Origin of the sequence: Kitasatospora sp. NPDC096128, assembly GCF_040303105.1 — a bacterium.
Lineage (GTDB): Bacteria > Actinomycetota > Actinomycetes > Streptomycetales > Streptomycetaceae > Kitasatospora.
Genome location: NZ_JBEOSP010000004.1, coordinates 306,361 through 321,116, shown reverse-complemented (window position 1 = coordinate 321,116; position 14,756 = coordinate 306,361). Strand labels below are relative to the sequence as shown.

Genomic DNA, 14,756 nt, shown 5'->3' with positions numbered 1-14,756 from the left:
GTCCGGGTGTTGCCGCACGTCAAATCCCGGGAAACGCGCGATGGATCCCGTTCCGGAGATCGATCACGGCCCTAGAATGCGGACAGTTGTGCCAAACGGTGCGCGTATACGGGAGGAGGGAGCATTGTGGGCGATCCTCGGTTCCTGCTGTTGGGGCCCTTGGAAGTGTGGGCGGGGGACCGGCGGGTACCACTCGGCGGCAGGGTGAACGAGAAGGTCCTGACCATGCTGCTCCTGGCACCGGGTCAGGTCCTGTCCGTGCCGCGGATCGTCGAGGGGATCTGGGGCGAGGCCCCACCCGAGACCGCCACCCACCAGGTCCGCAAGGCGGTCTCCAACCTGCGCACCCGGCTCCCCGGCGGCAAGGCGCTGATCGAGACCGTCGGCACCGGGTACCGCATCGCGGTGCACGACGACGACCTGGACTCGACGCGGTTCGCCGCGGCCGTCCAGCGGGCGCAGGCCCTGCTCGGCGACGGCCGGGGCGACCTGGCGGCGGAGGAGCTCCGCACCGCCCTGGACCTGTGGCGCGGCGCCTCCCTCGACGACCACGGGAGCGCGGTGATCTCGGCGGCCTCGGCCGCCCTGGAGGAACGCCGGATGGCCGCCCTCGAACAGCTGCTGGCGCTCCGGCTGGACGCCGGCGAGGGCCCGGAACTCATCGGCGAACTGCGCGACCTGGTCGCGGCCAACCCCCTGCGGGAGCGGCTGTACGGTCACCTGATGCTCGCCCTGTACCGCTCCGGCCGCCGGGCCGACGCGCTCGACGTGTTCCGGTCCGTACGGCGGCTGCTGCGCGAGGACCTCGGCGTCGACCCCGGCCCGGAGCTGATCGGCCTGCACGAGGCCGTCCTGAAGGACAGCCCGGACCTCCTGGCCGCCGCTCCCGCGCCGCGGACGGCCCCCGCACCGCGGACGGCGCCCGAGCCCGCCGAGCCCCCGCAGCAGACCGCGACCGTCCCCCGGATGCTGCCGGGCGACCTGCCGGACTTCGTCGGCCGGACGGCGGAGCTGGCGGCGGTCGTGGCGGCCGCCGCCGAAGCCGGGACGGCCGGCGGGCGGATCGTCGCCGTCGACGGCATCGGCGGCTGCGGCAAGACCTCCTTCGCGATCCGGGCGGCCCACACCATCGCCGAGGCCTTCCCGGACGGCCAGATCTTCCTGGACCTGCAGAGCCACACCCCGGGCGAGGAGCCGATCAGCGCGAACGCCGCGCTCGACATCCTGCTGCGCTCCCTCGGCAAGCGCCCGGACGAGATACCCGACGACCTCGCCGGCCGTACGGGGATGTGGCGCAACTGCCTGACCGACCGCCGCTACCTGCTCGTCCTCGACAACGTGCGGGAGGTCGGCCAGATCCGGCCCCTGCTGCCGGCCACCGCGGGCAGCATCGCGATCGTCACCAGCCGCGCCCGGCTGGTGGACCTCGACGGCGCCCGGTGGGTCTCGCTGCGGGAGCTCTCCCCGCACGAGAGCTCCGCGTTCCTGGCCGAGACCCTCGGCGCCGACCTCGTCGCCGCCGACCTGCGCGGCGCCCGGGACCTCGCCGAGTTCTGCGGCCACCTCCCGCTGGCGCTGCGGATCGCCTCCGCCCGGCTGCTGAACCGCCCGGGCTGGACGCTGGACCGGATGGTCCGCCGACTCGCCGACCAGACCAGGCGCCTGGACGAACTCAGCAGCACCGACCGCAGCGTGGAGGCGACCCTGCGGTCCTCGTACGACGCCATGGAGCCGCCGGTCCGCACCGCGTTCCGGCTCACCGCCCAGCACCCGGGCGGCGCGCTCGACGTCCACTCGGCGGCGGCCCTGCTCGGCCGCGACCTGCCCGCCGCCGACTCGGCCCTGGAATCACTGATGGACGTGCGGTTCCTGCAACTGCGCAACGACGGCCGGTACGGTTTCCACGACCTGGTCCGGGCGTTCGCGCTCCGGCTGCCCGACACGGACGGCGAGGCCGGCGTCGCCCTGCGGCGGCTGCTCGACCACTACTGCCAGGCCAGCGACGACGCCTGCGCCCGGGTGTTCCCGTACTGGCGCCGGGTGGACACCACCTTCCGGCCGGAGTCGCCGTACCTGCCGCGTTTCCCGGACCACGGCGCCGCCCTGGAGTGGCTCGACCGCGAGCACTCCAGCCTGATCGCCGTGGTCCGGCGGGCCGAGCAGGAACGGCTGGACCTGCACGCCGCGTACCTCGCCCGCAACCTGGCCTACCACCTGAACCTCCGCGGCTGCTTCGAGGACTACTACGAGGTCGCCAAGATCGCCGTCGCCTGCGCCCGACGCCTCGGGGACTCCTCACTGCTGCTGCTCAGCCTGTCGAACCTGGCCGCGGTGTGCTGGAAGGTCGGCCGGCTCCCGGAAGGGGTCGCGGCCGCCGAGGAGGGGCTCGCCGCGGCCATCGCCATCAACGACGCCCACGCCGAGGCGCGTTGCCGCGGCACCCTCGGGATGCTGCTGACGACGGTGGGCGCGTACGACGCCGCCCTGCCGCACCTGGAACGGAGCATCGCGCTGGGCACCGAGGCCGGCCTGCACCGGGAGACCGCCGAGTCGCTCACCGTGCTGAGCATGCTGCACGAGAACCGCGGCGACTTCCGCCGGTCCGTCGAATCGGCCCAGGCGGCCGTGGACCTCAGCCGCCGGCTGCACGCGGTCGAGATCGAGATCGCGGCCCTGACCGACAAGGCCGTCGCCCACCTGCGCGGCGGCGAACTGCCCCAGGCCCGGGCCTGCGTGGACCTGGCCAGGCTGCTGTCGGACGAGTCGAGACTCCCCGGCAACGTCGCCCTGCTGCTGGCGGTCTGTGCCGAGGTCGCCGCCCGGAGCGGGGACCGGGAGGCGGCCGTCGAGCCCATCGAGAGCGCCCTGCGGCTGGCCGAGGCGAGCCGCACCCCGGTGCGCCAGGCGGCCGTCGCGAACATCGTGGGCCGGGTGCGGTTCGCCGTCCAGGACTTCGAAGGGGCGCTGGAGGCGCACCGCTACGCCTACCGGCACGCGAGCGCGATCGGCTACCGGATCGAGGCGGCCCGCGCCCTGGAGGGCATGGAGGCGGCGGCCGCCGTGCTCGACGGCGTGGGGCGGCCGAGCCCGGGGCGCATCCCGGTCTGAACCGGTCGATCGGCCCCGGGCGACCGGCTCCGGTCAACAGGCCCCCACCGGGCGGTATCGGAGCGGGAACCGCCCGGGATTGTCATGGCCGAGGCTACGTCGGGAACGGGAAACCGATTCCTTCAACTGTTGCATCCAGCGGTTGCATTCAACGGATTCCTTCAACGGATTCCTTCACGAGAGGACATGAAGGGCCATGCTCAAGAAGATCGCCGTCCTGGTCGGGGACATCGGCGCCGCGGTGGCACCCGCGCCCTCCCCGGCGGCGTCGCACGAGCCCTCCGTCCACGGCGGCGGCTCCGGCGGAGGCGCCGACATCGGGCCCAGCTGATCCGCTGGGGCTCACGACCACCCCGGTTCCCGCTTCTCACGGAAGGTCCTCATGCACATCGGCAGAGTCCGAAGATTCCGCAGATTCCTGGCGAAGGCGGGTGTCGTGGCCGTCGCCGCCGCGACCGTCGGAGCGGCCACCACGGTCGCCGCCGCCGACCCCACCGACGGTACCGGCACCGGTGCGGGCGCCACGTCGGTCGGCAAGCCGCACCCCAAGCACGGCGGGACGGTCCGCATCGCCCAGCGGCCGAACGACAGCCCCAACGTGATCTGGCCGTTCATGGACGTCAACCAGGTCACCTCGATCAACATCGGGGAGTTCCAGCAGTTCTTCTTCCGGCCGCTGTACTTCGCCGGACGGGACGACCGGATCGCCATCGACGACGACCTGTCGCCGGCCCGCGCCCCGGAGTGGAGCGCCGACGGACGGACCGTCACCATCGGCCTCAAGAACTGGAAGTGGAGCAACGGCGAACGGCTCACCGGCCGCGACGTCCAGTTCTGGATCAACATGTCCAAGGCCGAGAAGGACCACGACGGTTACTACACCCCGCCGATGACCATCGCGGGGAAGACGACCAACTACTTCCCGGACGACGTGGTCTCCACGGCGGTCGCCGAGCACGGGATCTCGATCACCTTCGACCAGGCCTACAACCGGACCTGGGTGCTGCAGAACGTCCTCACCACGATCACGCCGATGCCCCGGGCCTGGGACGTGACCGGCCCCGACGGCGCGCGCGGCCGGTGCGCGGCGGACGCGGTGGACAGCCCGACGCTGAAGGCCGACTGCGACCCGGTCTTCCGCTACCTGAGCGCGGCCTCCGTCGACAAGAAGACCTTCGCGACCAACCCGCTCTGGCAGATCACGGACGGCCCCTGGAAGCTCAAGTCCTACGACGCGGCCTCCGGTTACTACTCCATCGTCCGCAACAAGGCCTACTCCGGCGTCCACAAGCCGTACCTGGACGAGGTCGACTTCGTCCCGTACAAGAACGCCGAGGCCCAGTACGCGGACCTCCAGGCCGGCGCGTCCAGCCCGAACGCCCTGCAGATCGGCATCCTGCCCAAGGCACACGCGGCGCGCTACGACCCGAACGACCTCCAGGCCGGCAACCCGCTGGCCGGGCAGGGCTACCACATCGCGCCGCTGACCTACCTGGACTCGATCAGCTACTACCAGCTCAACTTCCGCAGCACCCGGCACGGCAAGCTGTTCCGGCAGCCCTACTTCACCAAGGCGCTCCAGGACTCCTACGACCAGCAGGGCGTCATCGACGGTGCCCGCAAGGGCTGGGGCCACCCCACCATCGGCGCCGTCCCGGCGATCCCCGCGGGCAACCCGCTCTCGCCCAACGCCCAGCAGCACCGGATCAAGTTCGACCTCGCCGAGGCGCGCAGCCTGATGCTCGCCAACGGCTGGGACCTGAGCACCACCCCGGCCGTCTGCCGCAACCCGGGGACGGGCCCCGGGCAGTGCGGCGCCGACATCGCGGCCGGCGACAAGGCCGAGTTCGACCTGGACTACCAGGCCGGCAACGCCGACCTGCCGGGGATCATGGCCTCCTACCGGGCCAACCTCGCGCAGTCGGGGATCTCCGTGAACCTGGCCGAGGTGCCCGTCGACCGCCTCCAGACCGAGGCCTCCCTGTGCGCCCCGGCCAACCCGGCCGGCTGTGCCTGGGACGCCGCCCTGTACGGCGGTTGGGTCTACTCGCCCCAGCTCTACCCGACCGGCGACTCCCTCTTCGCCACCGGCGCCGCGGCCAACGTCTGGGGCTACTCGGACCCGCACCTGGACGAGCTGATCGCCAAGTCGATCACCAGCAACGACGTCCAGGACATGTACGCCTACGAGGACTACGTCAACGACCACCAGCCGGTGATCTACACCGACGAGATCGTGGCCGTCTACGAGGTCTCCAACAACGTCCACATGCCGGTCCAGGACCCCTTCGAGGGCTACCAGCCGGAGTTCTGGTACTACACCGGGTGAGACCCGAATCCGTGGGGCCCTGTTCCGAGATCCGGAACAGGGCCCCACGGTGCGTGTTCGGCAGGCCGTCCCCGCCTCCGCGGACACCGGCGCCGACTACCCGGTCGACCTGCCCGGGGCCCTGGGTCACCCGGGGAAGACCTGGCCCAGCAGCCGCTGGAAGGTGTGCCGATCCGCCTCGTCCAGCTGCGCCAGCCCGGTGAGGCTGGACATCAGCTCCACCCGAATCTGCCGCACGGTCCGCTCGCCCTCCTCGGTCAGCAGCACGTTCTTGATCCGCCGATCGGCCGGGTCCACCTCGCGGCGGACCAGTTCGCGGGCCTCCAGGCGGTCGACGATGCCGGTGACGTTGGAGGCGTCGCAGGCCAGCAGATCGGCCAGGGTGCGCATCGGGCGGGGTTCGCGCAGGAGGCTGAGGGTCTTGCCCTGCATGAGGGTGAGGCCGCGTTCGGCCGCCAGCGCGGCGAAGTGCCGGTAGTAGGCGGCCGCGGCGGCGGCGACCTGGTCCATCAGCTCGACCGGCGTGGGAGCGGCGGCACCGGCGACGGGCGGGGTGGTGGTCTGGGTCATGCGTCGAGTGTAGGCGGGATTGCTTGACTTCTTCAATCTTTCAGGTCTACCTTCAAGGCATTGCTTGAAGACATCAACCTTGCAGGCTTCAACCGTCCAGGTCCCGCCCGCTGCCTTCAAGCGTCGGCCCGGCCCGTTCCCCGTGCGGCCGGCCCCTCCCGGAAGGACCCCCCCTTATGAGCCACGCCGCCGCTCGCGCCGTGCCCCGATCCGCCACCGGCGCCGCCGCCGGACAGCGCAGCCGTACACCCCTGATCCTGACGCTGGGCCTGGCCGCGATGGTCGTGGCCATGGCGCAGACCCAGGTCGTCCCGATCCTCGCCCTGCTGCAGAAGGAGCTGCACACCGGTGCCGCCGGAGTCAGCTGGGTGACCACCGCCGCGCTGCTCTCGGCCGCCGTCTTCACCCCGCTGCTGGGCCGGGTCGGCGACCAGTTCGGCAAGAAGCGCACGCTGCTCGCCGTCCTCGCGGTCATGGTGGTCGGCTCGGTCATCGCCGCGACCACCACCTCGCTGGCCCTGCTGATCGTCGGCCGGGTGCTGCAGGGCTCCGCCACCGCGATCTTCCCGCTCGCCCTCTCCGTGATCCGCGACGAGGTGCCGCACGAGAAGCTGCACGGCGCGATGGCCCTGGTCAGCGGAACGCTGGCGTTCGGCAGCGGCCTCTCGCTGGTGGCCACCGGGCTGCTCACCCAGGGCTCGCACCCCGACTACCACCTGGTCTTCTGGTTCTCCACCGCGCTGACCGTGCTCGCTCTGGCGGCCGTCGCCGTCGTGGTACCGCACGGCGGCTCGCCCTCCGGGGGCCGGGTCGACGTACTGGGTGCCCTCACCCTGGCCGTCTTCCTGGTCCTGCTGCTGCTCGGCATCTCGCAGGGCCACGAGTGGGGCTGGTCCTCCGCCCGCACGCTGGGCTCGCTGGCCGGTGCCGCCGTCTTCGCCGCCCTCTGGGTGCTGGTCGAGCGGCGGGTCCGCAACCCGCTCGTGGACATGCGGATGTTCGTCCACCGCCAGGTGCTCTTCACCAACCTGACCGGGCTCTTCGTGGGCTTCGCCTCGTTCGCCCAGTTCATCGGCATCTCCTACCTCGTCCAGATGCCGGGTCGGCTGACCGGCTACGGCTTCACCGCCTCGGTCCTGCGCGCCTCCGTCGAGTACCTGCTGCCCAGCGCCCTGATCGCGCTGGCCGCCGCCCCGGTCGGCGGCCGGCTGGTGCGACGGATCGGCGCCCGCTCCACCCTCGCGGTCGGCGCGCTGATCGGCGTCGCGGGCTTCGCCTGGCTGGCCTTCGGGCACGGCGCCGAGGGCGCGGTGATCACGGCGGGCATGCTCACCGGCATCGCGATCTCCTTCGGCTACGCCGCGATGCCCGCGCTGATCGCGGCCAGCGTGCCCCTGGAGCAGACCGGCATCGCCAACGGGATCAACTCCATCTCGCGCTCGGTCGGCAGCTCGATCGCGAGCGCGGTGGTGACCTCGCTGCTCGCCTCCAAGACGGTCAGCTACGCCGCGCTCGGTGGTGCAGCACTGCCCGCGGAGAGCCAGTTCACCCTCAGCTTCGTGATCGCCGCGGTCGCCCTGCTGCTGGCCGCCGTGGTCGCGATGGTCGGGCTCAGCAAGCACCACCGGCCGCTCACCGCGCGGGCCGACGAGCAGACCGACGGGCGGACCGACGAGCAGCCGCGCGCCGTGGCGGCTACCGTGGCGACCGGTGCCGAGGCCGTCCCCAGCAACTCCTGATCGACCCGCCGACTCCTGAAACCCCTGATCAACCCGCAACTCCCCGCCGACCTGGAGCACCAACCATGACTTCCGCCCTCTTCGTCGTCACCGGCGCCGCGCACTGGACCCTCGCCGACGGCACCGCGCACCCCACCGGCTTCTGGGCCGAGGAGCTCGCCGAGCCGCACCGGATCTTCACCGAGGCGGGCTTCGAGATCACCATCGCCACCCCCGGCGGCGTCGCCGCCCCCGTCGACCGGGGCAGCCTGAGCGTCGAGGCCAACGGCGGTGCCGCGGGCGGCGGACAGGAGAAGGCCGAGTGGCTGGCCGGCTACCTGGAGTCCATCCGCGCGGACCTGGAGCACCCCGCGAAGCTGGCGGAGGTCGACCCGCAGGCGTACGACCTGGTCTTCTACCCGGGCGGCCACGGCCCGATGGAGGACCTCGCCGTGGACGAGGCCTCCGGTCGGCTGCTCACCCGGGCACTGGAGTCGGGCAAGCCGCTGGGCGTGGTCTGCCACGCCCCCGCCGCGCTGCTCGCCGCCCGGCACGAGGACGGCAGTTGGCCCTTCGCCGGCTACCGGATGACGGCCTTCAGCAACGCCGAGGAGCAGGCGGTGGGCCTGGCCGCAGGCGCCAAGTGGCTGGTCCAGGACCGTCTGGTCGAGCTCGGCGCCGACTTCGTGGAGTCCGCGCCCTTCACGCCGCACACCGTGGTCGACCGCAACCTCTACACCGGCCAGAACCCGGGCTCCTCGGCCGAGTTGGCCCGCACCCTGGTCGCCGCCGTGGCCACCGACCCGGCCACCGTGGTGGCACGCGTGCGCGCCACGTTCGCCACCGGCCGTACCAGGACGCTGGATTGGCGCCTGGCCCAGCTGCGTGCGCTGCGCGCGCTGCTCAGCGAGCAGTCCGAGGCCTTCCTGGCCGCGCTCCACACCGACCTGGGCAAGAGCGCGACCGAGGCCTACCGCGGCGAGGTCGGCTTCACGCTGAACGAGATCGACCACACCCTGGAGCACCTGGAGCAGTGGCTGCAGCCGCGGCCGGCCGCCGTCCCCGGCGCCTTCCTGCCCGCCGAGGCCCGGGTGGTCCGCGACCCGCTCGGCGTGGTGCTGGTCATCGCGCCGTGGAACTACCCGCTGCAGCTGGCCCTCGCCCCGCTGGTGGGCGCCCTCGCGGCGGGCAACACCGCCGTGGTCAAGCCCAGCGAGCTCACCCCGGCGACCTCCGCGGCGATCGCCCGGCTGCTGCCGCGCTACCTGGACCGGGAGGCCGTGGCCGTGCTGGAGGGCGGTGTGCCGGAGACCACCGCGCTCCTGGAGCAGCGCTTCGACCACATCTTCTACACCGGCAACGGCCAGGTCGGCCGGATCGTCATGACGGCCGCCGCCAAGCACCTGACCCCGGTCACCCTGGAGCTCGGCGGCAAGAGCCCCGTGGTGGTCGAGCCCGGCGCCGACCTCGCGGTCACCGCCCAGCGGGTGGCGCGCGGCAAGTTCCAGAACGCCGGACAGACCTGCGTGGCCCCCGACTACGTCCTCGCCATCGGCGACACCGCCACCGCGCTGGAGGCGCACCTGGCCGAGGCCGTGCACGCGCTGTACGGGGCGGACCCGGCGAGCAGCCCGGAGTACGGGCGGATCGTCAACGAGCGCCACCACGACCGGCTCACCGCCCTGCTCGGCGCCGGCCGGACCGTCATCGGTGGCGGCCACGACCGCGCGCAGCGCTACCTCGCGCCGACCGTGCTGGCGGAGGTGTCCCCGGAGGCACCGGTGATGCAGTCGGAGATCTTCGGCCCCATCCTGCCGATCATCGCCGTGCCCGACCTGGACGCCGCGATCGCCTTCATCAACGAGCGCGACAAGCCGCTCGCGCTGTACGCCTTCACCGAGTCGGAGCAGACCAAGCAGCGGCTGGCGGCCGAGACCTCCTCGGGCGGCCTCGTCTTCGGTCTCACCGTCTCCCACCTGGCCGTGCCCGAGCTGCCGTTCGGCGGTGTGGGCGAGAGCGGGATGGGCCGTTACCACGGCGAGTACTCGATCGACACGTTCAGCCACGCCAAGGCCGTCCTGGACAAGCCCCTCGGCTGACCGGGCGGGGCACGCGGCTCCCGCTGGGAACGCGGTGACAGCGTCCGACCCGGCGGAGCCGCCGCCCCGGCCGGCGCAGCCGCGGCGACCGTCGAGGACGGACGGGAGCGGGGGAGGGCAGTCGGGTCGACTGCCCTCCCCCGCTCCCGCGTTCCGCCGGGATTCCGCTGTGCCTGTTGCAGAATTGACGTCATGTCAGTTCACGTGCACCGGCGGGTCCGGAGCGGGCACTGCGTGCACGGCGTGGACCCCGGTCGGCCGGCGGGGGCGGACCCGGCCCGGCGGCGATCACACAACAGCCGATCGATCAACCCCTGGGACAGTCCTGTGCACGTCGGGGGCGGTGGGACCTAGGTCCTATATTGACCGGCCCGGAACCATGCGACGCTGAAGGAACGCGATCAACACGTTGGGGAACCACCCGGGGATTCGCCAGGACGGATTCCGTTTACTGGACGACTGATTCTCGCCTAGCGCGGCCCGGGCATCAGATTTCGAGCCGATCGAAAGGTGGGTCTTGGTCGTGAGCGGCCTGTCAAGCCAACCGCAGTCAAACTCGAACGATCTGAGAGTGCACTGGAACTCGCCGCTCAGCGGGCAGCGCAAGGCCGCGGGGAAATACACGGTGGGCCAGCTCGACTTCGACGAGATCGTCGAATTCGCGCAGGAAGCGGACAGTCTGGGTGTGGACTCGCTCCTCATGGGGATCGGCTTCCACATGCCCGACCCGCTCCCGATGCTCGGCGCCCTGGTCCGCGAGACCGAACGCGTCAAGTTCCTCCTCGCGTACCGCCCCGGGCTGCTTTCGCCGACACTCTTCGCGCAGGTGATCAACACGGTCTCGTGGATGTCGGACGGGCGGATATCCCTCAATCTGGTCGCCGGCACCTCCCCGGCCGAGCAGGCCTATTACGGCGACTACCTCGCCCACGACGAGCGCTACGCACGCTCCAACGAGTTCCTGGAAATCCTCCACCGGTTCTGGCGCAACGAGACCCCGATGACCTTCGAGGGCGAGCACTACCGCCTCAAGGACGCGCAGATCGGCCTGGGGTACAAGGGCGGCGGCCGTCCCGAGATCTACATCAGCGGGGCCTCGGAGGTGGCGCAGCAGACCGCGGTGGACCACGGTGACTGCTGGCTGCGGTACGGCGACACTCCCGAGGGGATGCGGGAGGCGGCGAAGAACGTGCTGGCGCAGGGCGGCCGGGTGGGGACCCGCATGCACGTGCTGGCGCGGGAGACCCGGGAGGAGGCGCTGGCGGATCTCGCCGCGATGATGGGCGATCCCGACGCGGAGCACCGGAAGCGGATCGCGGACGCCGTGGCCGCCACCGACTCCGTGGCGGTGAAGACCACCTTCCAGCTGGCCGAGACCGCGGAATCCGACTGGATCTCTCCGATGCTGTACTCCGGCGCCGTGGCGTACCGCGGTGGGCCGGCCCTCTGTGTGGTGGGCAGCTACGAGGAGGTCGCGGCCTACCTCCACGAGTACAAGGCGGCCGGGATCAGCGAGTTCATCTTCTCCGGCTGGCCGACGCGGGAGGAGATGCGGATCTTCTACACCCGGGTGCTGCCGCTGGTGCGCGAGCTGGAGCGCGCCGGGCGGCCGGCGTGAGGGTCGGCGTCCCCCCGTCGTGTTCCGCGGGTTGACCGTGCCGTGCGTGGGCGGGTTCCCTGCGGGCCGACCGTGAGGCGGCGGGTGCGGGCGGAGCCTCTGCTTCCCCTGCTTCCTCGCGCCCTGCCTCGCCCGGCGCGACCGCACCGCTGAAGCCCTGGAGGCCCCACCTTCGATCACTGCTGTGCCCCGCTGTGCCGACCGCACCTCGGCAGGGCCGACCCCGCTGTGGCGTCGGCCGCCCGACGGATCTCCTACGACGGATCTTCTGCGACGGATCTTCTGCGACGGATTTCCCACGGCGGATCTCCCACGACGCGAGGGATTGACGATCCCGGCATCCCCGACCATCGTGAAGCGGACCGGTGGAATCCGCTGTCCCGCCGGCCCCGGCCGCATGGCAGGGCGCCGGCGGGTCTGTGCGGACATCGACTCTTAACACAAAGCACTGGCCTGCCGGTGGCATCGATGAGTAGACTGAGTTGCTTTTGATCATTTTCAATCTGCATCTCGATCGGGCTGTGAGGGGTGCTCTTGACCGGTCATAAGCGTGCCACCTGGTGATCGCTGCACCATCTCTTCACCGTGTCGCCATATTCGTATGCGAACGTTTTGCTGCCGGTACGGGGGATCGCATTGACGTCATGCCGCCGTGTCCTTTCCATGGGTCCATTGGGCTCCTGTGTCCACTGCCCTGGCCGATGCCCCCTGTGACGTTCTGTGCTCCCCGGATGGAGCCCTCGGGCGTTTTTGTCGCACTCCTTGAGTGAAGGAAAGAAGAGGCAAGACGTGGAAGAGGCATCGGCTTCCAACCTCACCCTCCGCGAGTTAGACGTGCTCCGCCTGCTGGCCCGGGGGCTGAGCAACCGGCTCATCGCCCGGAGGCTGGACATCTCCGAGAAGACCGTCAAGAACCACCTCAGCAGCATCTATCCGAAGATCGGTGCCACCGACCGCACCCAGGCCGCGCTCTACGCCCAGCACGTCGGCCTGACCGACCCCCGGGAGGCGGCCCCGTCCCCCTCGGCGTCCGCGCTCGTCCCCGAGCTGGGGGAGCCGCCGACCGACCCCGCCCTCACCGCCCGTGAGTGGGGCGTACTCCGTTTGCTGGCAAGGGGGTTGAGCAATCGGGTGATCGCCCGGAGGCTGGAGATCTCCGAGAAGACCGTCAAGAACCACCTCAGCAGCATCTATCTGAAGATCGGTGCCGACCATCGCACCCAGGCCGCGCTCTACGCCCAGCACGTCGGTGGTGCATCCTGACGGTTCGTCAGTCGTTCTCGACGAGGAACTCCCGTACCAGCCTTCCCGCTTCGTCCTGGCACTCCTCGAAGTAGGCGTGCCGGGCGCCCGGGAAGAGGTGTGTCCGGGCGCCGGGTATGCGGGAGGCGAGGAGTCGCAGGTTGTCCGGCGGGGTGAGCCGGTCCTGGCCGCCGTGGAGGACCAGAGTGGGCGCCGTGATGCCCGGCAGTTCGCTCCAGGCGTCGTGCTCGTTGCTGGCGACGAGGTGGCCGCGGCGCGCGTGCGGGGGCATCAGCGGGTCGCCGAGCGTACGGTAGGGGCCGGGGTGCGCGGCCCGCCAGGCGGGGGAGTACATCAGGTCGGCCAGCACCCGGCGGACGGCCTCCGGGTCCGGCTGCGCGAGCGAGCGCCGCACCGACGCGTCGCGCTCCACGGCGTACGGGCCGCCGGGGGAGGTGCACCCCAGGACCAGCCGGCGGACCCGCTCCGGGTGGCGGATCGCGAGCCACTGGGCGACCCGGCCGCCCATCGAGGTGCCGTACACATCGGCGCGCGCGATCCCCAGCGCGTCCAGGACCGCGACGACATCGTCCGCGAACTGCTTTACGGAGTAAGGCCCTTCGGGCTTGTCGCTGTCGCCGGTGCCGCGCAGGTCCAGGGTGAGGGTGGAGCGCACGGGGTGGAAGTCCTCGCGCACGCCGTCCCACCAGTGGTGGTCGTTCGCCTGCCCGGCGAGCAGCACCAGGGGCGGCCCCTCGCCGTGGTGCTGGTACGCCAGGGCGGTGCCGTCCTGGGCGCGGGTGAAGGCCGGGGCCGGCCGGCCGTGTTCGGTCATCGACGTCCTTCGAAGGGGCCTGTGGGGCGCGTGCGCGGCGCGCGCTGTCCTGGGTCCTCCTCACGGTAGCGTGAAGCGGGACGCGCCACGAGCGCTATCGGTGTTCTGCCGGGTGGACTCCAGTGGGGCTCGACCGATCGTCGGCGCCGTCCACGGGCGGGGCCTCAGGCCCGCCAGTCGCCGGCGATCTTCAGCAGGCGGTCGTTCTGCTCGGGGATGCCGATGGTGATCCGCACCCCCTCGTCGCCGAAGGGGCGCACCATGACCCCCGCCGCCTCGCACGCGTCGGTGAACGCGGTCGACTGCGAACCCAGGCGCAGCCAGACGAAGTTGGCCTGGCTGTCCGGAACGGTCCAGCCCGTGGCCCGCAGCGCCCGGCTGACCCGCGTCCGCTCGGCCACCAAGGTCCCTACCCGGTCCAGCAGTTCGGGAGCCGCTCGGAGCGAGGCCCGGGCGGCGGCCTGGGCGAGTCCGCTGACGCCGAACGGCAGGGCGCAGGCCCGCAGCGCGGCGGCGACCGGCGGGTGCGCGACCGCGTAGCCGACCCGCAGTCGGGCCAGCCCGTACGCCTTGGAGAAGGTGCGCAGCACGGCGACGTTGGGACGGTCGCGGTAGAGCTCGACGCCGTCGGGCACGTCGGTGTCGTCGACGAACTCGCGGTACGCCTCGTCGAGCACCACCAGCACGTCGCCCGGCACCCGGTCGAGGAAGCGTTCGAGCTCGCCGCGGCGCACGGCCGTGCCGGTCGGGTTGTTCGGATTGCACACGATGACCATGCGCGTGCGGTCCGTCACCGCGGCGGCCATGGCCTCCAGGTCGTGCCGCTCGTCACGCAGCGGAATCCGCAGGGGAGTCGCCCCGACGGCCCAGACGAGCATCGGGTACGCCTCGAACGAGCGCCAGGCGAACAGGACTTGGTCCCCTGGGCCGGCCGCGGCGGCGAGCAGGTCCCTGGTGACCCCGAGGGATCCGGCGCCGGGCACCAGGTGCTCCGGGGGCACCGCGAGGGCTGCGGAGAGGTCGGCGACCAGTTCGCCGCTCTTCGCGTCGGGATAGCGGTTGACGCGCCCCAGCTCCTCGCGCAGCGAGGCGATGACCGACGGCAGCGGGGGGTAGGGGTTCTCGTTCGACGACAGCTTGTCCACCTGGTCGCCGGGCGCGGGCCGGCCGGGGACGTAGCGGGGCAGCCCGGAGACGTCGGCGCGCAGCCGGGGGGCGGGTGCAGGGGGCATGGCGG

Annotated in this window: 10 protein-coding genes; 7 read left to right on the top strand and 3 right to left on the bottom strand. The window is 71.8% G+C overall.

Features of this window, described 5'->3' with window-relative positions; all coding sequences use genetic code 11:
- Window positions 1–204 precede the first annotated feature (204 nt).
- The 3 genes from ABTY61_RS07440 to ABTY61_RS07430 all read left to right on the top strand — a co-directional run bounded on the left by ABTY61_RS07440 (window position 205) and on the right by ABTY61_RS07430 (window position 5,437).
- Complete coding sequence (locus ABTY61_RS07440; RefSeq protein WP_350503970.1) at window positions 205–3,108, top strand: AfsR/SARP family transcriptional regulator; 2,904 nt, start codon at window positions 205–207, stop codon at window positions 3,106–3,108.
- A gap of 196 nt (window positions 3,109–3,304) precedes the next feature.
- Entirely contained in the window at window positions 3,305–3,439 is a 135-nt protein-coding gene (locus ABTY61_RS07435) for a hypothetical protein (protein ID WP_350503969.1), read from the top strand.
- Window positions 3,440–3,490: 51 nt separating this feature from the next.
- Complete coding sequence (locus ABTY61_RS07430; RefSeq protein WP_350503968.1) at window positions 3,491–5,437, top strand: ABC transporter substrate-binding protein; 1,947 nt, start codon at window positions 3,491–3,493, stop codon at window positions 5,435–5,437.
- A gap of 126 nt (window positions 5,438–5,563) precedes the next feature.
- Here ABTY61_RS07430 and ABTY61_RS07425 read toward each other — a convergent pair whose 3' ends face one another.
- Window positions 5,564–6,007 (bottom strand): MarR family winged helix-turn-helix transcriptional regulator, encoded by a 444-nt coding sequence (locus tag ABTY61_RS07425; RefSeq protein ID WP_350503967.1) that lies wholly within the window; start codon window positions 6,005–6,007, stop codon window positions 5,564–5,566.
- Between the two features lie 176 nt (window positions 6,008–6,183).
- Between ABTY61_RS07425 and ABTY61_RS07420 the strand changes: the two genes are divergently transcribed.
- The 4 genes from ABTY61_RS07420 to ABTY61_RS07405 all read left to right on the top strand — a co-directional run bounded on the left by ABTY61_RS07420 (window position 6,184) and on the right by ABTY61_RS07405 (window position 12,705).
- A complete protein-coding gene (locus tag ABTY61_RS07420; protein ID WP_350503966.1) occupies window positions 6,184–7,746 on the top strand; it encodes an MFS transporter in 1,563 nt (520 codons plus the stop codon).
- 65 nt (window positions 7,747–7,811) lie between these two features.
- Window positions 7,812–9,824, top strand: a complete 2,013-nt coding sequence (locus tag ABTY61_RS07415; RefSeq protein ID WP_350503965.1) for an aldehyde dehydrogenase family protein — start codon at window positions 7,812–7,814, stop codon at window positions 9,822–9,824.
- A 571-nt stretch (window positions 9,825–10,395) separates the two neighbouring features.
- Complete coding sequence (locus ABTY61_RS07410) at window positions 10,396–11,442, top strand: LLM class flavin-dependent oxidoreductase (RefSeq protein ID WP_350503964.1); 1,047 nt, start codon at window positions 10,396–10,398, stop codon at window positions 11,440–11,442.
- A gap of 789 nt (window positions 11,443–12,231) precedes the next feature.
- Entirely contained in the window at window positions 12,232–12,705 is a 474-nt protein-coding gene (locus ABTY61_RS07405; protein WP_350503963.1) for a LuxR C-terminal-related transcriptional regulator, read from the top strand.
- A gap of 7 nt (window positions 12,706–12,712) precedes the next feature.
- Here the strand turns inward: ABTY61_RS07405 and ABTY61_RS07400 are convergent, their stop codons facing one another.
- Together ABTY61_RS07400 and hisC are read right to left on the bottom strand one after the other, a co-directional pair.
- Entirely contained in the window at window positions 12,713–13,519 is an 807-nt protein-coding gene (locus ABTY61_RS07400) for an alpha/beta fold hydrolase (RefSeq protein WP_350503962.1), read from the bottom strand.
- Between the two features lie 164 nt (window positions 13,520–13,683).
- The gene (gene hisC / locus ABTY61_RS07395; protein ID WP_350503961.1) at window positions 13,684–14,751 is read right to left on the bottom strand and encodes a histidinol-phosphate transaminase; all 1,068 of its coding nucleotides are present in this window, start codon (window positions 14,749–14,751) and stop codon (window positions 13,684–13,686) included.
- Window positions 14,752–14,756 lie beyond the last annotated feature (5 nt).

Bases quoted from the DNA above. Each gene is read 5' to 3' on its own strand.
- hisC (WP_350503961.1), bottom strand. From the start codon at position 14,751: ATGCCCCCTGCACCCGCCCCCCGGCTGCGCGCCGACGTCTCCGGGCTG.
- ABTY61_RS07435 (WP_350503969.1), top strand. From the start codon at position 3,305: ATGCTCAAGAAGATCGCCGTCCTGGTCGGGGACATCGGCGCCGCGGTG.
- ABTY61_RS07430 (WP_350503968.1), top strand. From the start codon at position 3,491: ATGCACATCGGCAGAGTCCGAAGATTCCGCAGATTCCTGGCGAAGGCG.
- ABTY61_RS07415 (WP_350503965.1), top strand. From the start codon at position 7,812: ATGACTTCCGCCCTCTTCGTCGTCACCGGCGCCGCGCACTGGACCCTC.
- ABTY61_RS07420 (WP_350503966.1), top strand. From the start codon at position 6,184: ATGAGCCACGCCGCCGCTCGCGCCGTGCCCCGATCCGCCACCGGCGCC.
- ABTY61_RS07425 (WP_350503967.1), bottom strand. From the start codon at position 6,007: ATGACCCAGACCACCACCCCGCCCGTCGCCGGTGCCGCCGCTCCCACG.
- ABTY61_RS07400 (WP_350503962.1), bottom strand. From the start codon at position 13,519: ATGACCGAACACGGCCGGCCGGCCCCGGCCTTCACCCGCGCCCAGGAC.